Origin of the sequence: Pseudarthrobacter sp. AG30 (assembly GCF_003116525.1) — a bacterium.
Classification (GTDB): domain Bacteria; phylum Actinomycetota; class Actinomycetes; order Actinomycetales; family Micrococcaceae; genus Arthrobacter.
Genome location: NZ_QEHL01000018.1, coordinates 60693 through 81573, shown reverse-complemented (window position 1 = coordinate 81573; position 20881 = coordinate 60693). Strand labels below are relative to the sequence as shown.

19 protein-coding genes are annotated in these 20881 nt (G+C 66.3%); 14 read left to right on the top strand and 5 right to left on the bottom strand.

Features of this window, described 5'->3' with window-relative positions:
• The first annotated feature begins 23 nt into the window (after positions 1–23).
• From DC347_RS16235 to DC347_RS16200, 8 genes are all read left to right on the top strand, one after another.
• Complete coding sequence (locus DC347_RS16235; RefSeq protein WP_018763272.1) at positions 24–479, top strand: MaoC family dehydratase; 456 nt, start codon at positions 24–26, stop codon at positions 477–479.
• A 106-nt stretch (positions 480–585) separates the two neighbouring features.
• Positions 586–1914, top strand: a complete 1329-nt coding sequence (locus DC347_RS16230; RefSeq protein ID WP_109863672.1) for an MFS transporter — start codon at positions 586–588, stop codon at positions 1912–1914.
• A gap of 7 nt (positions 1915–1921) precedes the next feature.
• Positions 1922–3481 (top strand): o-succinylbenzoate--CoA ligase, encoded by a 1560-nt coding sequence (menE, locus tag DC347_RS16225; RefSeq protein ID WP_109863671.1) that lies wholly within the window; start codon positions 1922–1924, stop codon positions 3479–3481.
• A gap of 94 nt (positions 3482–3575) precedes the next feature.
• Positions 3576–4589, top strand: a complete 1014-nt coding sequence (locus tag DC347_RS16220; RefSeq protein ID WP_109863670.1) for a bile acid:sodium symporter family protein — start codon at positions 3576–3578, stop codon at positions 4587–4589.
• A 207-nt stretch (positions 4590–4796) separates the two neighbouring features.
• Positions 4797–5696, top strand: a complete 900-nt coding sequence (locus DC347_RS16215; protein WP_240617828.1) for an alpha/beta hydrolase — start codon at positions 4797–4799, stop codon at positions 5694–5696.
• Positions 5697–5755: 59 nt separating this feature from the next.
• Positions 5756–6637 carry a fumarylacetoacetate hydrolase family protein gene (locus DC347_RS16210; RefSeq protein WP_109863668.1) on the top strand — a complete coding sequence of 294 codons (882 nt, stop codon included), beginning with the start codon at positions 5756–5758 and terminating at the stop codon, positions 6635–6637.
• On the top strand, positions 6637–8367 hold the full coding sequence (locus DC347_RS16205) for an FAD-dependent monooxygenase (RefSeq protein ID WP_109863667.1): 1731 nt from the start codon (positions 6637–6639) through the stop codon (positions 8365–8367). Before DC347_RS16210 ends, DC347_RS16205 begins: the two co-directional genes overlap by 1 nt.
• Positions 8345–9580 carry a DUF3500 domain-containing protein gene (locus DC347_RS16200; protein ID WP_109863666.1) on the top strand — a complete coding sequence of 412 codons (1236 nt, stop codon included), beginning with the start codon at positions 8345–8347 and terminating at the stop codon, positions 9578–9580. Before DC347_RS16205 ends, DC347_RS16200 begins: the two co-directional genes overlap by 23 nt.
• A gap of 53 nt (positions 9581–9633) precedes the next feature.
• Here DC347_RS16200 and DC347_RS16195 read toward each other — a convergent pair whose 3' ends face one another.
• From DC347_RS16195 to DC347_RS16185, 3 genes are all read right to left on the bottom strand, one after another.
• Positions 9634–10704, bottom strand: coding sequence for a quercetin 2,3-dioxygenase (locus DC347_RS16195; protein WP_109863665.1), 1071 nt, complete (start codon positions 10702–10704; stop codon positions 9634–9636).
• A 353-nt stretch (positions 10705–11057) separates the two neighbouring features.
• Positions 11058–12437 (bottom strand): MFS transporter, encoded by a 1380-nt coding sequence (locus DC347_RS16190; RefSeq protein WP_109863664.1) that lies wholly within the window; start codon positions 12435–12437, stop codon positions 11058–11060.
• A gap of 322 nt (positions 12438–12759) precedes the next feature.
• Positions 12760–13323 carry a hypothetical protein gene (locus DC347_RS16185; RefSeq protein ID WP_240617826.1) on the bottom strand — a complete coding sequence of 188 codons (564 nt, stop codon included), beginning with the start codon at positions 13321–13323 and terminating at the stop codon, positions 12760–12762.
• A 332-nt stretch (positions 13324–13655) separates the two neighbouring features.
• Here DC347_RS16185 and DC347_RS16180 point away from each other — a divergent pair, with 332 nt between their 5' ends.
• Together DC347_RS16180 and DC347_RS16175 are read left to right on the top strand one after the other, a co-directional pair.
• Entirely contained in the window at positions 13656–14864 is a 1209-nt protein-coding gene (locus tag DC347_RS16180) for an aspartate transaminase (RefSeq protein ID WP_109863662.1), read from the top strand.
• Between the two features lie 46 nt (positions 14865–14910).
• Entirely contained in the window at positions 14911–15606 is a 696-nt protein-coding gene (locus DC347_RS16175; protein WP_018763286.1) for a 4-carboxy-4-hydroxy-2-oxoadipate aldolase/oxaloacetate decarboxylase, read from the top strand.
• Between the two features lie 98 nt (positions 15607–15704).
• Here the strand turns inward: DC347_RS16175 and DC347_RS16170 are convergent, their stop codons facing one another.
• Together DC347_RS16170 and nac are read right to left on the bottom strand one after the other, a co-directional pair.
• Complete coding sequence (locus DC347_RS16170) at positions 15705–15947, bottom strand: hypothetical protein (RefSeq protein WP_018763287.1); 243 nt, start codon at positions 15945–15947, stop codon at positions 15705–15707.
• Between the two features lie 123 nt (positions 15948–16070).
• Positions 16071–17033: a nitrogen assimilation transcriptional regulator NAC gene (gene nac, locus DC347_RS16165; RefSeq protein ID WP_018763288.1), complete on the bottom strand. Its 963-nt coding sequence runs from the start codon at positions 17031–17033 to the stop codon at positions 16071–16073.
• Between the two features lie 391 nt (positions 17034–17424).
• On the opposite strand from nac, the gene DC347_RS16160 reads away from it, so the two are divergent.
• From DC347_RS16160 to DC347_RS16145, 4 genes are all read left to right on the top strand, one after another.
• Positions 17425–18210 carry a LamB/YcsF family protein gene (locus DC347_RS16160; RefSeq protein WP_109863661.1) on the top strand — a complete coding sequence of 262 codons (786 nt, stop codon included), beginning with the start codon at positions 17425–17427 and terminating at the stop codon, positions 18208–18210.
• 2 nt (positions 18211–18212) lie between these two features.
• On the top strand, positions 18213–18944 hold the full coding sequence (locus DC347_RS16155; protein ID WP_109863660.1) for an allophanate hydrolase subunit 1: 732 nt from the start codon (positions 18213–18215) through the stop codon (positions 18942–18944).
• Positions 18941–19954 (top strand): biotin-dependent carboxyltransferase family protein, encoded by a 1014-nt coding sequence (locus DC347_RS16150; RefSeq protein WP_109863659.1) that lies wholly within the window; start codon positions 18941–18943, stop codon positions 19952–19954. The genes DC347_RS16155 and DC347_RS16150 overlap by 4 nt, the downstream gene beginning before the upstream one ends.
• A gap of 142 nt (positions 19955–20096) precedes the next feature.
• Positions 20097–20852 (top strand): SDR family oxidoreductase, encoded by a 756-nt coding sequence (locus DC347_RS16145; protein WP_018763292.1) that lies wholly within the window; start codon positions 20097–20099, stop codon positions 20850–20852.
• The last annotated feature ends 29 nt before the right edge of the window (positions 20853–20881 follow it).

Here is a 20881-nt window from a genome sequence, read left to right as displayed (position 1 = left end):
CAAACAACTGCCAGGAGGCAACGATGCCCAATCTCGTCGTCGATTTCGACACCCTGCTCACCCTGTCCGGCAAGGACCTCGGCACCACCGACTACCGCCAGATCACCCAGGACCAGATCAACCAGTTCGCGGACGCCACCGACGACCAGCAGTGGATCCACACCGACCCCGAACGCGCCAAAGACGGCCCGTTCGGCGCCCCCATCGCGCACGGCTTCCTCACCCTGTCGCTGATCATCCCGTTCTGGGGAGAGCTGTTCGACGTCGACGGCGTCACCACCAAGGTCAACTACGGCCTGGACAAGGTCCGCTTCACCTCCCCGGTGAAGGTCGGCTCCAAGGTCCGCATGCAGGCCACCATCGCCGACGTCACCGAGGTCAAGGGCGGCGCCCAGATCAAGGTCAACGCCACCATCGAGATCGAAGGCCAGGAACGGCCCGCCGTCGTCGCCGAATTCCTGGCCCGCTTCTACAAGTAAGCCGCTTCAACCAGTAACAGCCGATCCAAACCCAGGCTGCGCCCTCCGGCGCCGCCGCCTCAGGCAACCCCAAAAACCCCACATTCCTCCGTCTTTAGGAACAGCCATGTCCGGACATACCACGCTCGCACCCGCGGGCACGGCCGCCAAGCGCAAGGAAGCGCGCACGGTCATCCTGTCCAGCTATTTGGGCAGCACCATCGAGTTCTACGACTTCCTGTTGTACGCCACGGCCGCAGCGGTGGCCTTCCCCAAGGTCTTCTTCGCCGGCACGGACGAATGGGTGGGCGTGGTGGCGGCCTACGCCACCTTCGCCGCCGGGTACGTGGCCAGGCCGCTGGGCGGCGTCATCTTCGGCCACTTCGGTGACAAGGTGGGCCGCAAGGGGATGCTGATCATCTCGATGGCCATGATGGGCATCGCCTCCACCCTCATCGGCCTGATCCCGGGCGCCGGCGTCATCGGGCCGTGGGGCGCCGTGATCCTGGTGCTCCTGCGGGTCTGCCAGGGCATCGCCGTCGGCGGTGAATGGGGCGGCGCCGCGCTCATGGCACTGGAGCACGCGGACCCGAAACGGCGCGGCTTCGCGGCGTCGTTCGTCAACGCCGGCGCGCCTACCGGCGCCGTGCTGGGCACCCTGGTGATGGGTGCCTTCTCAGCCCTTCCGCAGGACGCTTTCCTTGCCTGGGGCTGGCGGGTGCCGTTCCTGCTGTCCTTTGTGCTCCTGATCGTGGGCATGTTCGTCCGCCTCCGGGTCTCGGAAAGCCCCATTTTCGCCGAAGCGGTGGCCCAGGAGGAGGCCCAGGCCGGCACCAAGCGCAAGATCCCGCTCCTTGAGGTGCTGCGCCGGCCCAAAGCGCTGATCATGATCATGTTCGCCGGCGCCGCCGGGTTCGGCCTGCAGGTGGTGCTGCCCACCTTCTCGGTCACCTATGCCGTCTCCAAGGGCGCACCCCAGCAAGGTGTGCTGTACGCGTTCGCCGGGGCCTCGGCCATCTCCATCGTCTTCGTCCTCCTGGGCGGCCGCCTGTCAGACCGGTTCGGCCGCCGGCCCGTGATGATCGCCGGCCTGGCCCTGTTCATCGCCTACCTGTTCCCGATGTTCGGCATGCTGGGCTCCGGCAATGTCGGCTTGGTCTTCGTGGCATTTACCGTGGCGCTGGTCCTGCACTCATCCCTGTACGGGCCGCTGGCAGCGTTCGTGTCCGAACAGTTCGGCACCACGTCCCGCTACACCGGTGCCGCGGTGGGGTACCAGCTGGCCACCCTCATCGGCGCAGGGTTCACCCCGGGCATCATCGCCGGTCTCTATAAGGATTCCGGCCAGAGCATCGTTCCGGTGGTGGTGTTCCTGTCCGTCATGGCCCTCGTATCGATTGTCTTCATCGCCCTGACGCGGGAATCTAAGAACAACGACCTCACCACGGTCCGTTAGGAGAACCATGGACAACAACGGAGTTGGATCCTGGCTGCAGCGCCGCCGGCACAAATCAGGTTCCAAGGCAGCCCTCATTTCCGGAACCAGCACCCTTGGCTACGAGGAACTGGCCGAGCGGGCCGACCGCCTGGCCAACGCACTCCGGGGCCGCGGAGTGGTCAAGGGGGACCGGGTGGCGTACCTAGGCGAGAACCACCCGTCCTTCGTGGAAACGTTCTTTGCCTGCGGTCTGCTCGGTGCCATCTTCGTGCCGCTCAACACCCGGCTGGCTCCGCCTGAACTTCAGTTCCAGCTGGAGGATTCCGGGGCCCGGCTCCTGGTCAACGCCGGCGCCCTGGAACCGTCCGCTTCCGCCGCGGTGGAGGGGACAGGGGTCACCCACCGCCTGGTGATGGCGGCCGACGGCGGGACGGAACCTTCCGGCGGCACCTCACCCGCCGCCGTCGTTCCCTGTGAGGTGGCACCCTACGAAGAGGCGCTGCAGGCGGGGGCGCCGGACCACCCCGACGTGCCGGTGGGGCACGATGACGGGGCAATGATCCTCTATACCTCGGGGACCACCGGGAAACCCAAGGGTGCGCTCCTGACCCACGGGAACATCACGTGGAACTGCATCAACACCATCGTGGACATGGACCTGAACCGCAACGACGTGGCACTGATGATCTCACCGTTGTTCCATGTGGCATCGCTGGACATGGGCCTGCTGCCGATGCTCCTGAAGGGCGCCACCGTGGTGCTGGAGGCCAAGTTCGATCCCGCCAGGGTCCTGGAACTGGTCGAGCAGCACAAGGTGACCACCCTCAACGGGGTGCCCACCACGTTCCAGCTGCTCTGCGAGCACCCGGGCTGGGAAGGGGCGGACCTCAGCTCCCTGGACAAGATCACGTGCGGCGGCTCCGCCATTCCCCGCCGGGTCCTGGATGCGTACGAGGACCGCGGCATCGGGTTCACCAGCTGCTACGGCATGACCGAAACAGCGCCGGGAGTCACCATGCTCCCCGTGGCGCGGTCACGGGAGAAGGCCGGTTCGGCGGGCCTTCCGCACTTCTTCACGGACGTCCGGATCGCCGATCCCATGGGCGGCGCCGTGGCTCCCGGGGAGGTGGGGGAGATCCAGATCTCCGGGCCCAACGTGATCAAGGAGTACTGGAACCGGCCAGAGGCCACCGCCGCCAGCTACGCGGACGGGGCCTGGTTCCGCTCCGGTGACATGGGCTACCGGGACGGGGAAGGCTTCCTGTTTGTCTCCGACCGGCTCAAGGACATGATCATCTCCGGCGGGGAGAACATCTACCCGGCCGAGGTGGAGGCTGTCATCGCCGAGCACAGCGCCGTAGGGAGCGTGGCCGTTATCGGCGTTCCGGATGACAAATGGGGCGAGGTTCCGCAGGCGATCGTGACCCTGCGCGAGGGCGAATCGCTGACGGAGGAGCAGCTGCGGAGCTTCCTCGACGGCCGGCTGGCCCGGTACAAGATCCCCAAGTCCCTGGTGGTGGTGGCCGAGATGCCCCGCACAGCCAGCGGAAAGATCCGCAAGATGGAGCTCCGCAAACAGCTCTGACGGGTGGACGTCCTGGCGCGGCAGGGCCCCGCCGTTGTTACCCTTCCCGGTCATCAATTGGCGGAGCCGTGCCAGCCGGTGTCACCATGATTGGATGCTTGAGGCAACTAAACCCCAGAATTCCCCGGACGGGGCACCCGCCAACCCTGCGCTGGAAGCGGAGAGCCGGATCGCCCGCATCGCGGTGACGGTATTCCCGCTCCTGGTGGTGGCCGCAGGCATCGCCGGCTTCCTGCTCCCCGGAGTCTTCAAGCCCATGGGACAGGGCGTGCCCTACCTGCTGGGCATCATCATGTTCTGCATGGGCCTGACCCTGACCCCGCCGGATTTCGCGGCGGTGGCCAAGCGGCCGTGGGCGGTGGCCCTCGGAATCGTGGCGCACTACGTCATCATGCCCGGTGCCGGCTGGCTCATCGCCGGAGCCCTCAACCTCAGCCCTGAACTCGCCGTCGGTGTCATCCTGGTGGGCTGCGCACCCTCCGGAACCGCTTCCAACGTGATGGCGTTCCTGGCCAAGGGCGACGTGGCCCTCTCGGTCGCCGTCGCCTCCGTTTCAACCCTGATCGCCCCGATCGTCACGCCGCTGCTGGTCCTGTTCCTGGCCGGCTCCTACCTGCAGATCGACGCCGCCGGCATGGTGCTGGACATCGTCAAGACGGTGCTCCTGCCCGTGGTCGCCGGACTGCTGGCCCGGCTGTTCCTCAAGAAGCTCGTCGCGAAGGTGCTGCCCGCGCTGCCCTGGGCCTCCGCCGTCGTGATCTCCCTCATCGTGGCCATCGTGATGGCCGGCAGCGCCAACAAGATCCTCGACGCCGGTGCCATCGTGTTCCTTGCCGTGGTGCTCCACAACGGTTTCGGCCTGGGCCTGGGCTACCTGGCCGGCAAGCTGGGCCGCCTGGACGACAAGGCCCGCCGTGCCCTGGCGTTCGAAGTGGGGATGCAGAACTCCGGCCTTGCATCGACGCTGGCCATCGCGCACTTCACCCCGCTCGCTGCACTCCCGTCCGCCGTTTTCTCCCTGTGGCACAACATCTCCGGCGCCATCGTTGCGGCGTGGCTGGCCAGGCGTCCGTTGAAGGACCAGGCACAGGCGCAGGAAACACGCTGACCGAATCGTCGGGGTCAACCCCGGGCTCCTGCCAGTCACCGTTCGGTCCTCAGCGAACCAGTTTCATTCAGTGAAACCACCCGCGCATCCGGACCCGCCCATGCCCCACAGTTGAGTCCATGAACGCGGACCACCCTGGTCCGGCGCCCGGCAACGCCGGGACAGAGGCAACAGGACAGAAACGGCGCGGCACACATGGAGTCAACGATGACGGCACTGCGGATCCTCCGGGGGATCGAGTTCGGCCGGCCACAGAACGCGGACCCGCTGCTGCTGGACCTTTACCTTCCGGCGGCGGTGCCTGCGGCAGGCGCGGGCAGCCGCCAGGCCGGCCTCCCGGCCGTCGTCCATTTCCACGGCGGCGGCTGGCGGACGGGGGAGCGGTCCTCCCTGGGACCTGGCGTGGACGGCTTCCGCCTCAGCCCTATTGAGCAGCTCGCGGCCGCCGGCTTCGTGGTGGCCTCGGCCGACTACCGCCTGACGGACACCGCCACCTTCCCGGCGCAGCTGCTGGACGCCAAAGCAGCCGTCCGCTGGCTCCGGGCCCACGCTGCCGGGTATGGGGTGGACCCGGACCGGATCTACGCCTGGGGTGACTCCGCCGGCGGCCACCTGGCCAGCCTCCTCGGCCTGACGTCAGGAAGCGCGGAATTTGTGGACCCGGCCCGTAGCCCCGACGCTGACGGGGACAGCCAAGTGGCCGGCGTCGTGGCCTGGTACCCGCCCACTGACCTTGCGACCATGGGGTCCCAGGCCCGGCCGGACGCCGTCGCCACCGCCGATGACCCCGGCTCCCGCGAGGCCCTCCTGCTCGGGGCGCAGCCGGCGGAGGCCCCCGCGAAAGCCGCGGCAGCGAGCCCCCTCACCTACGTGCATCCGGACGCGCCGCCGTTCCTGCTGATCCATGGCACGGCCGACCGCTTCGTCCCCGTAGAACAGTCCACCACCTTCGCCGCCGCGCTGGAAACCGCCGGAAACGTCGTCGACCTCCTCCTGCTGGAGGACGCGGACCACATGTGGCAGCTCCCGGACCGCAGCACCACGGCCGCGGAACAGGCCACCGCCGCCACCATCGAGTTCTTCCGCCGCCAGGCGGACCTGCACTGATTTGCCAACCCTTGCCCGGTGTGTACGCGCACTCCGGGAACCGGACCTGAAAGGCCCCCATGCAGTTCATCGGCATCACCCACCACGGCGAACCCTGGGCAGCCACCCTCGCCGGTTCCCGCGTCCTCCCGCTCGCACCCGTCCCCGGCTTCTGGGCCGACGCCGAGGGCTGGCAGGACAAGGCCGCGGGCCTGGTTGCCGGCGCGGCAGGCAGTGAAGGGTCCGACGCCGGCGCCTGGCTGGAGCGCGCCAGCGTCACCGAGGTGCCGCTGGTCCCGGCCTCGGCCCGGGTCATCTGCGTCGGGCTGAACTACAAGGCACACGTTGCCGAGGGCAGCTTCAAGGACCAGGAACTGCCCCCGTACCCCACCCTGTTCGCCCGCTGGACGGCGTCCCTGTCGGTGGGCAACGTCCCGGTCCCCGTCCCCGCCGGTGAAGACGGGCTGGACTGGGAAGGTGAAGTGGCGGCATACATCGGCCGCCGGGTCGAGTCAGTGGACGAATCCGCCGCCGGGGACGCCGTCTTTGGCTACTCCACGTTCAACGACATCACCTCGCGCAGGGCCCAGAAGCTCACCTCGCAGTGGACCCTGGGCAAGAACGGCGATTTCAGCGGGCCGCTGGGCCCCCTGGTCAGCCGTGACGAGGTGGGGGACCTCCGCGACGGCCTGCAGGTCCGCACCCGCGTCAACGGTATCGAGGCCCAGAACGGCAACACCCGGGACATGATCTTCTCCGTCCCCGCCATCATCGCCCTCATCAGCCAGACGTTCACGCTGCACCCCGGCGACGTCATCGCCACCGGCACCCCCGACGGCGTTGGCTATGCCCGCACCCCGCAGTGGCTACTCCAGCCCGGCGACACCGTGGAAGTGGAGATCGAGAAGCTCGGCACGCTGACCACGCCGGTGGGGGACCTTTCCCTGCGGAGCCGTGCCTGATGACCGCATCCCATCACGCTGTAGACCTTCCGGCGGAGGCGCAGGTCCTCATCGCCGGCGGCGGCCCCAGCGGGCTCTTCCTGGCATTGGACCTCGCCTCCCGCGGCATTGCCAGCACCGTCATCGAACCCCGCACCGCCGTGGACCACACCCGGCCGCGGGCCAAGACCACCAACGCCCGCACCATGACCCACCTGCGTCGGCTTGGGCTCGCGGACCTGCTTCGGGGCGCGGCGCCGCTGCCGGTGGACTACGGGCAGGACGTGATCTTCTGCACCGGGCTCACCGGCTCCGACGCCCACGAACTGCGCCGGTTCCGCAACGCCTTCCAACTGGTCCCCGGCCGGTACGGGCCGCAACCCGAGTGCGGCCAGCAGGTGCCGCAGCCGGTCCTTGAGGAAGTCCTCCGCAAGGCCGCAACGGACAACCCCCTGGTCACGTTCGTGACCGGGTGGAAAGTCACCGATGTCGGCCCTGCCGGCGGCGATGCCACCGGGCCGCACGCCGTCGTCGTCACTGATGCGGTGGGCACCTCCCGCACGCTGTGGGCACAGTACCTGATCGGAGCCGACGGCGGGTCCTCCACCGTCCGCCGCAGCCTGGGGCTGCGGCTGGAGGGCGGCTCCGCGGCGTTGTCCAACGTCAGCATCCTGTTCCGCTCGCAGTCCCTGGCATCCGCCATCGCACTGGACCCGGCCGTCCAGTACTGGGTGGTGGGGTCCGAAACCTCCGGCATGGTGGGGCCCATGGACCTGGAAGGCACCTGGTGGGCGATCGTCCAGGGCGTGGATCCCGCCGTCAACGTCACCACGGAAGATGCCGCCGCGATGGTCCGCTCCCTCGTGGGCGCGGAGGTGGACATTGACGTGGTGGCCACCGACCCGTGGACCGCCCGGATGCTGCTGGCCCCGGAGTACAGCCACGGCGGCATCTTCCTGGTGGGCGACGCCGCACACCTGAACCCGCCGTGGGGCGGCCACGGCTTCAACACCTGCGTCGGCGACGCCGCCAACCTGGCCTGGAAGCTCGCCGCCGCCATCAACGGATGGGCCGGCCCCGGACTCCTGCCCAGCTATGGGGAGGAGCGCCGCCCGGTGGCCGCCCGCACCATCCGGGACGCCGCCGAAAACGGCAAGGCCCTGGCGTACCACTTCGCGGACACCCACCTCGCGGCCCCAGGGGCACGGGGCGACGCGGCGCGGCGGGCCGCCAATGCGGCACTGGCCATAAAGCGGAGCGAGTTCGACTCACTGGGCCTGGTGCTCGGCTATTCGTACGCGGACTCAACCCTGGTGGTGCCGGACGCCCTGCCAGCCCCCGCCGAGGACCCCATCCACTACCTTCCCTCAGCCACCCCCGGCGCCCTGCTGCCGCACGCCTGGCTGGCGGACGGCACCTCCCTGTACAGCCATCTGGGCACCGGATTCACCTTGCTGATGGACGCCGGTGCGGCAGGCGCGACCGCGGCTGAAGTCGCCCAGCCGGTGCTGGCGGCCGCCGCCCGGACGGGCGTTCCGGTGACCGTCGCAGTCGTCGGACCAGCCGACGACGGCACGCACCTTTCGCAGGTATGGGGCGCCGGCACGCTGCTGGTCCGCCCGGACCAGCACGTGGCGTGGCGGGGCCACTCCGCCGCGGCCGCAGGCGCCGCGTTGTCCGTGGCGGCCGGCTGGTCGCCCACTTCCCTCGAGACCTTCAGGAGCATCCGTGCAGACGCCGTCCTTCCGTGACTACCTGTTCTCCCCGGACCACCCGCGCGTCGCTGGGATCCGCGGACTGAACGCCCGCGAGTACGCAGAAGCTGCCAAGACCGACCCGTTCGCCGGGCCCATGATCGAAGGGTGGCAGCAGCTCTACCCGCAGCCCTTCACCGGGATCACCAGCGACGGCGTCCGGCGGGAAGGCCTGTACCCGCTCGCACCGGCACGGCCCGGCGAAGAAGCGCCCACCGCGCAGATGGTGGCGGCGGCCCGCAAACTCCTGGGCACCCTGGACACTGATCAGGCCCGGAAGCTGAGCTATGCCGTGGACGCCCCCGAATGGCAGAGCTGGGCCAACCCGGAGTTCATGCAGCACGACACCGGCCTCCGGCTCGATGAAGTGGAACCCGCGGTGCGCGACGCCGTGCTTGGGGTGGTGGAGGCCAGCCTGAGCGCCGAAGGGTTTGAACTGGTGCGGAACCTGATGCGCATCAACGGCTTCCTGGGTGACCTGGTGGAACTGCCGCTGCTGATGAACGAGTTCAGCTACAACTTCGCCCTCTACGGCGGGCCGTCAGAAACCGAACCGTGGGGGTGGCAGCTCTTTGGCCACCACGCGGCGCTGAACTGCCTGGTCGCGGGGACCCAGCTGGTCATCTCGCCGGTGTTCATGGGCGCCGAGCCGGACATGATCGACGCCGGCCCGCACCGGGGCGTCAAGGTATTCAAGGAGCGCATCGCCCTGGCCTGGGAACTGATGGGCGCCCTGCCAGCCGAGCTGCGCTCCGGCGCCGTAGTGTACGGGTCAATGGTGGACCCTGCCATGCCGGAAGGCCGCCTCCACCCCGGGGACGAACGGCACCTGGGCGGCTGTTTCCAGGACAACCGGGTGATCCCGTACGAGGGCATCCGGGTTGCTGACATGCCCTCCGGGGCGCGCGCCTTGCTGGACGCGGTGGTGGACGATTTCACCGCCTACCTCCCGGAAGGCCCGCGAGCAGCCCGCCGCCGCGAAATCCGCGAGCACTACGGCGAGACATACTTCAGCTGGATCGGCGGCTGGGAGGGCGGGGAGGCGTTCTATTTCCGGCTGCAGAGCCCCGTGGTGGTCCTGGAGCTGGACCACCACACCGGCGTGTTCCTCAGCAACGAGGAGCCTGCCCCGTTCCACATGCACACCGTGGTCCGCACGCCCAACGGCAACGACTACGGCCGGGAACTCGTCAGGCAAACCACCCGGTGACACAGGGAAGGCCCGGATTTCCTTTCGGAAGTCCGGGCCTTCTGTGGTGCGGCTTAGGGGATGTCCAGGGCTGCGCGGCGCTGCGGCGGGGGACCCACCACGGTCAGGTCCATCTCGGCCTGGGCGCGGCCGAAGCCTTCCATGTCCATGTACGGTTCGCCCCCTTCGGTGTAGATGTAGTCCTCGGTGGGCTTGTTGAAGTGCTCAAAGAACCCGTTGAACACCGAGGGCGTCAGGAACCCCACCATCTGGGTGTTGTGGGCATCGAGCGCGAACGAGTGGACGGTTCCGGCGGGGGCATGCACAAAGTCCCCCTTGGTCAGCAGCATCTCGCGGCCGTTGGCGTAGAGCCACATCCGGCCTTCGGTGCAGAGGAAGTTCTCAGTGTGCTGCGAGTGGAAGTGCAGCGGAATGTAGGGGGATTTGGCGCCCTTGGTGTGCACGGCGAAGTAGTTCGAGCCGGTGTTGGCGGGCCGGGACAGGTAGGTGAACATCGTCTGGTAGCTGGCCAGTCGCTCACCCTCGCCGGCGCTAAGGAAGTAGGGGCTCTGCGTGGGCGGCAAGCCGGCGTCGTGCTTGAACGACGGCGCCACGCGCTCAACGTCGGGGAACGTGATGCCGAACTCGGCGCCCACCTCGGCCTGCTCCTGCAGGCTTGCCTTGTGCCCGGGCCTGGCCGGCGGGACGTGCGAATCGATGGGGGTGCCGACCCGCTCGTAGTAGGCTTCGCCGCCGCCGGGAGTCATCCAGTTCAGGAACCGGGTGTAGTGGCTCGCCATCCGGTAGGCGTGCGGAGTGTTCGGGGGGATGACGACCGAGTCGCCCGGCGTGAGGATCCGGCTCTCGCCAGGCAGCCAGACGTGCAGGATTCCATCGAACACATAGAGCGTCTTGTGCTCGATGCTGTGGCTGACAAAGGGGGATTCGGCTCCCATGCCGCCTGAAACGTAGGCTGCGCTAAAGATCCCTCCGGTATCGGCGGCGCGGGCGATAACTGTCACCAGCTGGCCGTTGATCTCGTAGCGTGCGCCCTCACCGGACGCCATGTAATACGGGACTGCCTCGCCGGGCAGCGCGTTGGCCACCGGGAGTTGCTTGTTCATTTCCTCAACGCTGAGGGACATGGTTTCCTTCTTTCCAGTCGGCCGGCCCTTGCCGGAGCGTGACTTACATATACCGCCGGCCGCCCCGGTCACCACCGCAATCCGCCCGTCCAACCGTGCCATCGCCATCGCCTCCACATCGCCAGCACTATCCCAGCACTTATTGGGGCGGCGGGCCAGGGTCTTCCGGACTGGAACCAGGGTACGTGGGTATTTGTGGTGCGGCGGCCCCGGCAACAGGAAGACCCCTTAGTGGTTGGCTGTTGGTGCCGTCACTAAGAGGTCTTCACTTGTTCACACGGAATCAACGTTGTGGGACGAACAGCGAGTCCGTGATCATCTCAAGGGAGATAACCTGTCATCCCGTTATTCGGCTAACCGGCGAGGCCCCGGGCAGCTGAGGTTGGGGACATGGCCGCGGCCGTGAGGACGGACGTTTCCCGTTCGCTCTGCTGCACCTCGTCGAGCTCCTTGAGGGTGTACTTTTTGGTCTCCTTGGCGGTCAGGGCTGAGGCTCCTGCCAGGACCATGAACCCGAGCGCCACCATGGACGGTCCGACCCAATCTTTCAGGTCGGGGCCAGCGAGTGCTGTCGAGAGAACGGGGCCGATGACGCCCGAGATGGCAAAGCCGACCTGGGTCCCAAGGGCGAGTCCGGAGACGCGCAGCCGGCCGGGGAACATCTCTGCGAAGAATGACGGCCAGGACGCGTTCACCATCGAGTAGAAAAGGGAGTAGTTGATGATGCCAAACAGGAAGATCAGCGACCAGTTGCCGGTCGTGATTGACCACAGATAGGGCGCCATCGTGACGCCCACGCCGCCCGTTGCGATGAGGAACATCGTCTTGCGGCCGATCTTGTCCACAAGGAATCCAGCCAGGGGTGTGATGCCGAGCGCGATCACGGCCGAGACGGTAGTCGTCAGGAGCATGGTCGGCTTATCCAGCTTGTATCCGGCGGTACCGAATGCCACCGAGAAGGTCTGCATCATGTAGCTGGTGCCCGCGATGAGGGCGCAGAACACGATCCGCAGCACAGCACGCCAGTGGAAGCGCAGAAGATGCCGGAGGGGAGCAACGTTCACCTTGGCGGTCTGGGCCTTCACGAACTCCGGCGGCTCCTCGATGTGGCGGCGGATCAGGTAGGCAGCGACGACGACGAGGGCGGAGGCCCAGAACGGCAGCCGCCAACCCCAGCTCAGCAACTGCTCCGAGGGCATGGCGGCGATCGGGATGAACACCAGCAGAGTGAGCAGCGTGCCGGAGGAGGAACCCAAGGTGGTGAAGCTCGCGAGGAACCCGCGCCGGCCTTCGGAAGCATGCTCCAGGCTCATGGTGATGGCACTGGGCTGCTCACCGGAAAGGCACAGTCCTTGGATGACGCGGATCAGCACGAGCAAGATCGGAGCAAGAGGACCGATTTGGGCGTACGTGGGCAGGCACCCGATCAGGAAGGTGCAGCCGCCGATGCCGAACAGTGTGATCATCATGACGAACTTGCGGCCGCGACGATCGCCCAGCGGTCCCAGGATGAGGGCGCCGAGGGGGCGTACCGCGTAGCCGACCGCGAAGGTGATCATGGCGAGCAGCACGCTGAGGCCCTGGGGAAGATCGGGTGAAAAGAAGAGCACGTTCAAAACCAACGCCGACGAGGTGCCATACACCGCGAAGTCGTAGTACTCCAACGTCGTGCCGATCCAGGCCGCGATTGCGGCCTTGACCGGGGTCTTCCTGGGAAGTGTGGTTTCTGTCATTTCGTCTCCGTGGGTGATGGGTGAACACCGGTTGCCGCTAAACCTGGGCTCTCGGAAAGAGATCTTGAATGGAATGTCCTGTTGGTCCTGCTGTGAGCTCTCTCGCAAATCGTGTTGACGGCTTTGCGGACCGGCCTCAAACATCAAGTTAACGTTTGCGGTATGGGTCACACAAAGTCGGCTTTTATGTACCTACATAGCGATTCGTTATGGCTTGGAGTCGACGAGCCGGAGACCTTGGACAACACGGAAGCCCGCCGTGGAATGGGGATGGGAGAGCGGAAGGCCCGCCGGCCCGCCGGCCGGGGATCAGGCGGGACGATTACTGCGGCTGGGCTACACGCAAGCCGACGCCCCTGGTCATTTTGCGGATTTCGTCGGACTTGAGCCCGCTTGCCCCGGCAAGTTGGTAGTCGTCGAGGAGCCGGGATTTTCTGGCCAAAGCCAGTACCCGCGTTCGTTCGTCTTCCGCTGCACTCCGGGCGCCCTCGGCTGCCGCAAGCTCCGACGCCAATCCCGCAATGAGATGAAGATGCCCGCTTCGGGTTTGGCCGGACGGGTACAGTTCGCCGCGTGCCAGGGCGGCAGACCGGATACTGGCTGCAGGCTGTCCGGCGGCCTTCGCTACCGCGGCAACCTTCACGCCATCGCACACGGCCTGGGCAAGGCAATCACCCAACTCGGCGGTGAGGGCACGTACCCTGCTGGACCGAAGTGCGAGGGTCGTCCTCAGCTGGGCCAGCACGGCCAAGGCTTGTTGGGCTCGGGCCGTGGCGGGGTCCGGCTTCGGGACGCCGCGGTACCGGTACGCTGCCACGCCGGCCGCGCCCGTTCCGGTGCCGGCTGTACGCGGAGGTATCCGATCGTGAATTTCTCTGCCGGGCACCTCTGCTCCTTGTCTCCGTTTGAGTTTGCATGCCGCGCGGCCTCCCGGCGGCAGGCGTACCTCTCCTGCGGTTCGGCCCATCGCATTGAAGGCGTCGCGGGAGGGAGGGACGCGTTGCGTTCGGTGGGCCCGTTATCCACCCTGCAGGCTACGCCCCAGGCAAGCCGGCAGGGCAATACCGAAAGTGCGTGGAGCAATAGGCGAAAGTTCTAAGTGCTCCGTCATAAGGGCTGCTTATCTGTCCACGCACTTTAGGTCTTATCCAAGGGGGCGGCTCCTTCCCTAGGCTCAAATGAACCACCCCCATCCGTACCGGAAGCCTGGAAGACACCATGCCTGAATTCGTGCCCGCATCACGCGTAACCCGTATCAAATCCTCACCCAGCGTTGCCGCGGCGGCCCGTGTCCGGGAGCTCAAGGCCGAGGGCCGCCGGATCCTGGACCTGACGGTCGGCGAGCCGGATTTCGACACGCCGCAGCACATCAAGGACGCTGCCGTCGCGGCCATCGACCGTGGTGAAACCAAGTACACATCGGTCACCGGGACGCCCGAACTGCAAAAGGCCATCCTGCAGACGCTGCACCGCAAAACCGGGCAGCACTACACCGCCGGCGAAATCACCATCGGGGGAGGCGGCAAGCAGGTCATCTTCACCGCGTTCATGGCCACCCTCAATCCGGGCGACGAGGTCGTCATTCCCGCGCCGTACTGGGTCTCCTACCCGGACATGGTGCTCGCCAACGAAGGCACCCCCGTCATCGTTTCCTGTGGTGAGGACTCCGGTTTCAAACTAACCCCTGAGGCGCTGGCAGGCGCACTGACGGAGCACACCAAGTGGGTCATCCTCAACACGCCCTCCAACCCCACAGGAGCCGTCTACTCCCGCGAAGAACTGGCAGGCCTCGCCGCGGTCCTCAAGAACCACCCTGGCGTCTATGTCCTCACCGATGAGATCTACGACGAGATCCACTTCGGCGAAGAGCCCATAACCAGTCTCGTGGCTGTTGCCCCTGAGCTTAAGGACCGTGTGCTGGTCACCAACGGGGTCTCCAAGGCCTACGCGATGACCGGATGGCGGCTGGGTTACGCCGGCGGACCGGCGCCCCTGGTGGCTGCCATCAACAAGCTGCAGTCCCAGATGTCCTCCTGCCCGTCCTCCATCAGCCAGGCGGCTGCCGCCGCGGCACTCACCGGAGACCACGCATTCGTCCGCGAAAGCGTGGAGGTGTACCGCGAACGGCGTGATGCGGCAGTCTCCGGGCTGAACGCGGTCAACGGCCTGCAGTGCGCGACGCCGGAAGGCGCCTTTTACGCGTACGTCAACTGCGCCGGGGTCATCGGCAAGACGACGCCCGATGGCAGGCAGATCAGCAACGACGAGGACTTCACGCTGTACCTGCTGGAAGCGGCGTCAGTTGCCGTCATCCAGGGATCGGCGTACGGACTAAGCCCCTACTTCCGGATTTCCTATGCCACCGGGCTGCCGGTGATCGACGATGCCATCGCTGCCATCGAAAAGGCCGTCAGGGCGCTGGCCTGACCCAACCACTACTCTGCCCACGCTTTCTACAAAACAGGAGCACCTCATGATCCACGTCAAAACGAAATTCGACCGCCCTTCCGAAGACGCCGTTCAGCGACTTTCCAAGTTCTCCTCTGCCACAGTGCATGAAGCACAGGGCCGCAAAGGTGCCCTGAGTTCGAAGATCAAGCCGATTGACCGCAGCATGTCCTTCTGTGGCCCCGCCGTCACCGTGGTCTGTGCACCGCGGGACAATCTGATGCTTCAGGTGGCCATTCACTACGCCCGGAAGGGTGACGTTGTCCTGGTGGCAGCCGGTGAGTACGAGGAAGCCGGGACATTCGGCGACGTGCTGGGCAACGCCATGAAGGCGAAAGGCCTGGCGGGTATGGTCACGGATTCAGGTGTCCGCGACACCAAGGACCTGATTGAACTCGGATTGCCGGTGTTCTCCGGCAGTGTCTGCATCAAGGGGACCGTCAAGGAAACCATTGGCCCGATCAACCATCCCCTGGTGTTCGGCGACGAGATTGTCTACCCGGGCGATGTCCTGCTGGGTGATGCCGACGGCGTGGTGGTGGTCCGCAAGGATGAGATCGAGGAAGTCATCAAGCTGTCGCAGGCACGCGTGGACGCTGAGGACGACCTCATCCGCCGCTATAAGGAAGGCGGCACCACCATCGAGTTGTGCAAACTGACCGACGTGCTGAAGGCCAAAGGCCTGCTGGTGGAGGACGCCGAATTGGAGCCTGCGCTGTAGCTCCACCCCCATTGATGGGGTTAAAGCAGAGAGGCCCGGCGTTCCTTTCGGAACTCCGGGCCTTCTTGGCCGCCGGCGGTGCGGTGGTTCACGCCACCTCAGTTCATCCCCGGAAGAAGGTACGCAGGCGGCCCCACCTGGGAGTCGTCCAGGTACCACATGGTGGATCCCCGCTTGCCCGGCGGCATCATGCTGCCCTCGAAGACAAATACCGGATCCGAGGCTGCGCCGTCTTCGGCCCGCCAGAAGCCATTAGTGGGGCAATGCGAACCGGTGCTGGCCTTGAGCTGGATCCGTCGTTCAGAGGAATTCCGGTATTGCAGGCTGGTGATCTTTTTCATGCTGGGCTCCAAGGGAATCATTTGTGCCGGGTAAACGCCGTTGGCGAACCTTTATGGCTTTTATCCTAGGACGCAGCAAATTCCATGGATAAGACTAATGGAGCGTGACCTGATAAGGGCCGCTTATGACGCATCCGCGGCGGCGGAGGGTTTTTCGCTGGAAAGCGGCTGGTATTTGCTGCGCAGCATTTCCTGGAGCATTTCCTTCAGTACCAGCAGTACGGCGGAACCGGCCTCGGAGAGCGGTTCGTGGTCCGGAGTGCACAGCGCGATCTTGCACTGCAATGCAGGCCCGGTGATCCGCAGGACCCGGAAGTCCTCCTCGTGGAACAGTGCATCCGCGGCCGACTTGGGCAGGATGGTCGCACCCAGGTCGCTGCGCAGCAACCTGGTCAGGGACGGCACCGATTCCACTTCCCCCACCAGGTGCAGCGTGAGGCCCTTGCTGTCGAAGCCCGCCTCCACCACCTGGCGCAGGGTGTGGATCCGTTCGGGCAGGAACAGGCCCAGGGTGGCCGCCGCTTCCAGGGCGATGGTGCCGGCCCCTGGGTCCACCGGAAGCTCCCGCGCGGCGTTGACCACCAGGTACAGGTCCTCGACGATGAGGGTGGTGAACTGCACGCCCCGGATGGGCCCCGGTTCATAGATGAGGGCCATGTCCAGCCGCCCGTTCTTGATGGCCTCGCTGAGCACGCCGCCGTAAATCTCGGTCAGGTGCAGCACGATGTCTGGGTAGCGCCGTCCTACTTCGCGGATAATCCGCGGAGTGAGGCTTGAGGCCATGCTGTAGGGAGCGATTGCTATGGAGACGCGGCCTGAAGGTGCAGCTCCTGAAGCTGCCACATCGATCCTGGCCTGCTCCACCTGCCGCAGGATGGTCTGCGCATGCCGGTACAGGGTATGGCCGGCCGCCGTGGGCTCCACGCCCTGCTTGCTCCGGATCAGGAGCCGCTGCTTCAGCTCCGTTTCCAGGGCCGACACCTGCTGGCTCAGCGCCGGCTGGGCGACGTGGAGGGCGGCGGCCGCCTTCGTGATGCTTCCTGAGTCGACGATCTTCACGAAGTACGCCAGCTTCCGGGTGTCCATAGCGCTCCTCTTTTCCAGCCGGGGACGGCACAGCATGCGGGGTCATACGTTGGCGCTATGGCGGGACAGGCAATACGTCTTTGTGTGATCCGAGTCTCGGGCATAGGTTAATTGCAGATGACTTTCCAATGACCAGAGCATTCTATCCCCACCCAAGCCATCACCGGTTTTGATGCCGGCATATGTTTTGTGCATAAGCGTGGAAACAATTTGTTGGAAAGCCCAGCCTTGGCGTCATTAAACATGGGCCGGTTGAGTTTTTTGGATCGCCAATGGCGCCTCAAAAGGTCATAACTGTTCCCTATAGCGTGATACCGCATTCGTCTTTGTGTGGCTCCAATCCCGATGCCACACTGATTTACACCGCAGCACCAGCAGAGGAAGGCCCGCAATGCCCACAGTCGATCTCGTAGCGGATCTTGGTGAAGGTTTTGGCGCCTACTCGATCGGTGACGACAAAGCCCTGCTGGAAATCGTGTCCAGCGCCAACATCGCCTGCGGCTTCCACGCAGGGGACCCTGACATCATGGACGCCACCGTGGCTGAATGTGTCAGGACGGGAGTCGGCATCGGCGCCCACCCGAGCTTCCCGGATCTTCGCGGCTTCGGCCGCCGCGCCATGGACCTCACGGCTGACGAAGTCCGCAACGACGTCATCTACCAGCTGGGTGCCCTGTCGGCGTTTGCCGCCTACCGCGGCGGTACCGTCTCCCACCTGGCTCCCCACGGCCGCCTGGGCAACCTGGTGGCCACCCGTGCGGACTACGCCCGGGCCGTGGCAGATGCCGCCGCCCGGGTGGACCCGAAGCTGATCATCCTGGCGCAGGACGGTGAACTCGCCACTGCGGCGGCGGAGCGCGGCCTGCGGGTGGCCATCGTTGGCATCGCGGACCGCGCCTACCAGGATGACGGGACTCTGGTGCCGCGCAGCCGGCCCGGCGCCGTGATCCACGACCCCTCCGCCATTGTCCGGCGCACCGTGCGGATGGTGACCGAAGGACTCATCGAAACAGTCTCCGGCAGCCACATCGCCATCCATGCCGACACGGTGCTGCTCCACGGCGACAACCCGGGCGCCGTCGAACTTGCCCGCCTGGTCCGCAGCGAACTGATCGCCGCAGGCGTCACCATCGCCCCGTTGGCACAGGTGCTCGCCGCAACGCAAAAGGTTTCCTGACCATGGCCGCCGCAACGACAACCAGCCGGACAATGCTGGACATCTACGAGTCGGGCGACGCCGCCCTGCGTGTGGTGGCACAGTCCGGCGATGCAGAAACCAACTGGGCCACGGTCCACTCCCTGGCCGGCTGGCTGGCCAGCGTTGGCGTCGACGGCATCCATGGCGCCGTTCCCACGTACGACTCCGTCCTGGTGGAATTCGATCCCTACCTCACCTCCGCCCGCCAGGTCAGGGCGTTCATCCTCCTGGGGATGCGCCAGCTGGACTTTGTGGGCGCCACCCTGCGCGAGCCGCGCCGCTTCGAGGTACCCGTCGTGTACGGGGGCAGCTACGGGCCGGACCTGGAAAGCGTGGCAGAGCACCAGGGCCTGGATGTCCAGGACGTGATCGCCCGGCACACGGCCAAGACCTACGTCATCCGCTGCCTCGGAGCGCCGGCAGGCTCGCCCATGATGGACGGACCAGACTTCCCGGCCCCCGTCCCCAGGCTCAAGGACCCGCGGCTCTCCGTGCCCGCCGGTGCAGTCTCCGTGGCCGGACGCCAGGCCGTGATCGCGCCCGCCGTCGCACCAGGCGGCTGGTGTGTCATCGGCCAGACCCCCCTTACGGTCCTGGACGCAGCACGCGAACCCCTGGTGCCCTACGTCCCGGGCGATGAACTGCGCTTCCACCGCATTCCAGCGGAGGACTTCGAAAAGTACGAGGGGCAGTTCCTGGAGGCCCGGCCATGACCGGGGCACTGATCGTCCTTCAGCCCGGACACTCTGTCGTCACCGACCTTGGCCGGACAAAGGGTCCTGCATTCGGACTTCCCGTCAACGGGGCCCTGGACCAGTTCTCGGCCAAGGCCGCGAACATCCTGGCCGGCAACGGGGACAACGATCCGCTACTGGAACTCACCGCCCTGGACTTCAGGATGCGCGCCACCACGGACCTGCTGATCGCCGTGACCGGCGCCCCGCTGGACCTCTCGGTGGGCGGCCGCGACTGCCCCCAGTGGGAGCCCGTCTCCGTCCGGGCCGGCGAAACAGTGACGGTCCGCGGAATCCGCACCGGTCTCCGGGCCTACATCGCCGTCCGCGGATCCTTCACCGTCCCTACGCTGCTGGGCAGTTGCGCACCGGACACGGTGGTGGGCTTCGGACTGAAACTTGTTGAAGGCACCCGGCTTGCAACGCAAAAGACCACCGCACCCATCACCCAGCCGCACTTCGGCCTGCCCCTGTTCCGGCTGGGGCTGGCAAAGCCGGAATTCACCACCCACCCGGTCATCGACGTCACCGACGGGCCGGACGCAGCCGAATTCGGCGACACCGCAGACCTGCTTTTCACCACGCAGTACACCGTGAGCCCCCGAAGCAACCACATCGGACTCCGGCTCGGCGGCGCACTGCCCGAACGCCAGCTCACCTCCGAGGTCCTCTCCCGCGGTGTCCCGGTGGGGGCCATCGAGGTTCCGTCCCGGGACGAACTGCTGGTCCTGCACCGGGGACGGGGCGTTACGGCGGGCTATCCGGTCCTGGGGGTCGTCACTAGCCGCTCCCTGGATGTCCTGGCGCAATCCAGGCCCGGACACGCCGTCACCTTCAGGAAGACAACCGTGGCTGAAGCAACAGCCATGCACCGCACAGCCTGCCTGGAACTGGACAGACTCCGGAACACCGTGAACACGGTCTTCGGACTCCTCGGGGTCGGCGCCGGCCAGCGCTGGCACGAACTCAGCCCGGCGTCAGGAGCCTGAACATCATGATTGACCGTCCCACCGCCCAGGACCGCACCCACAGAATGCCGCGCGATCCCTAACCCCTGCCAACCGGGGGGCCACAAGGTCCAGTCCATTGCCGGACCTAAAAGCCCCGCCACCTACCACTTTTGGAGTCCCTGTGCCTTTTTCCGACTACACCACAGCCCTCGTCACCGGAGCGTCCACCGGCATGGGCGCGGCAATCGCTGAGCGTCTCGCCAAGCGCGGACTGACCGTCCACGCGGTGGCCCGCAACGAGGAACGCCTCGCCGAACTGGCCGACCGCACGGGAGCAGTCCCGCATGTGGTGGACCTGACCGACACCGCCGCCCTGGCCGGCGTCGTCCGCGACCTCAAGGTGGACGTCCTGGTCAACTGCGCCGGCGTCTCCCGGACAGGCAACATCCTGGACTCCTCCGAGCAGGACATCGACGAACTCATCGACGTCAACCTCCGCGGCCTGCTGCAGCTCACGCGGCTGGTGCTGCCCGGCATGGTGGAACGGGATTTGGGACATGTGGTCAACATCAGTTCGATCGCCGGGCTCTACAACTTCTACGGCCACACCGCCTACCACGCCACCAAGGCCGCGGTGCACCAGATTTCCCGGCAGTTGCGCAACGACACGGTCGGCAAGCGCATCCGCGTCACCGAAATCTGCCCCGGCCGGGTGGAAACCGAAATCTTCGGCCGCAACCTGGGCGGCAGCCCCGAGGCCATGGAAGAAGCCTGGCAGACCTACTACGAGGGCTACGAATCACTCACCACGGACGACATCGTCAATGCCCTTGATTACGCCATCGAAACCCCGCGCCACGTCAACGTTGGCATGCTTGAACTCATGCCCACCTTCCAGGTCCCGGGTGGCCTCACCTTCGACCGCCGCGACGCATAACGATCCCCGCAGCACCTTCCCACCAACCG

Bases quoted from the DNA above. Each gene is read 5' to 3' on its own strand.
- DC347_RS16235 (WP_018763272.1), top strand. From the start codon at position 24: ATGCCCAATCTCGTCGTCGATTTCGACACCCTGCTCACCCTGTCCGGC.
- DC347_RS16230 (WP_109863672.1), top strand. From the start codon at position 586: ATGTCCGGACATACCACGCTCGCACCCGCGGGCACGGCCGCCAAGCGC.
- menE (WP_109863671.1), top strand. From the start codon at position 1,922: ATGGACAACAACGGAGTTGGATCCTGGCTGCAGCGCCGCCGGCACAAA.
- DC347_RS16220 (WP_109863670.1), top strand. From the start codon at position 3,576: ATGCTTGAGGCAACTAAACCCCAGAATTCCCCGGACGGGGCACCCGCC.
- DC347_RS16215 (WP_240617828.1), top strand. From the start codon at position 4,797: ATGACGGCACTGCGGATCCTCCGGGGGATCGAGTTCGGCCGGCCACAG.
- DC347_RS16210 (WP_109863668.1), top strand. From the start codon at position 5,756: ATGCAGTTCATCGGCATCACCCACCACGGCGAACCCTGGGCAGCCACC.
- DC347_RS16205 (WP_109863667.1), top strand. From the start codon at position 6,637: ATGACCGCATCCCATCACGCTGTAGACCTTCCGGCGGAGGCGCAGGTC.
- DC347_RS16195 (WP_109863665.1), bottom strand. From the start codon at position 10,704: ATGTCCCTCAGCGTTGAGGAAATGAACAAGCAACTCCCGGTGGCCAAC.
- DC347_RS16190 (WP_109863664.1), bottom strand. From the start codon at position 12,437: ATGACAGAAACCACACTTCCCAGGAAGACCCCGGTCAAGGCCGCAATC.
- DC347_RS16180 (WP_109863662.1), top strand. From the start codon at position 13,656: ATGCCTGAATTCGTGCCCGCATCACGCGTAACCCGTATCAAATCCTCA.
- DC347_RS16175 (WP_018763286.1), top strand. From the start codon at position 14,911: ATGATCCACGTCAAAACGAAATTCGACCGCCCTTCCGAAGACGCCGTT.
- DC347_RS16170 (WP_018763287.1), bottom strand. From the start codon at position 15,947: ATGAAAAAGATCACCAGCCTGCAATACCGGAATTCCTCTGAACGACGG.
- nac (WP_018763288.1), bottom strand. From the start codon at position 17,033: ATGGACACCCGGAAGCTGGCGTACTTCGTGAAGATCGTCGACTCAGGA.
- DC347_RS16160 (WP_109863661.1), top strand. From the start codon at position 17,425: ATGCCCACAGTCGATCTCGTAGCGGATCTTGGTGAAGGTTTTGGCGCC.
- DC347_RS16155 (WP_109863660.1), top strand. From the start codon at position 18,213: ATGGCCGCCGCAACGACAACCAGCCGGACAATGCTGGACATCTACGAG.
- DC347_RS16150 (WP_109863659.1), top strand. From the start codon at position 18,941: ATGACCGGGGCACTGATCGTCCTTCAGCCCGGACACTCTGTCGTCACC.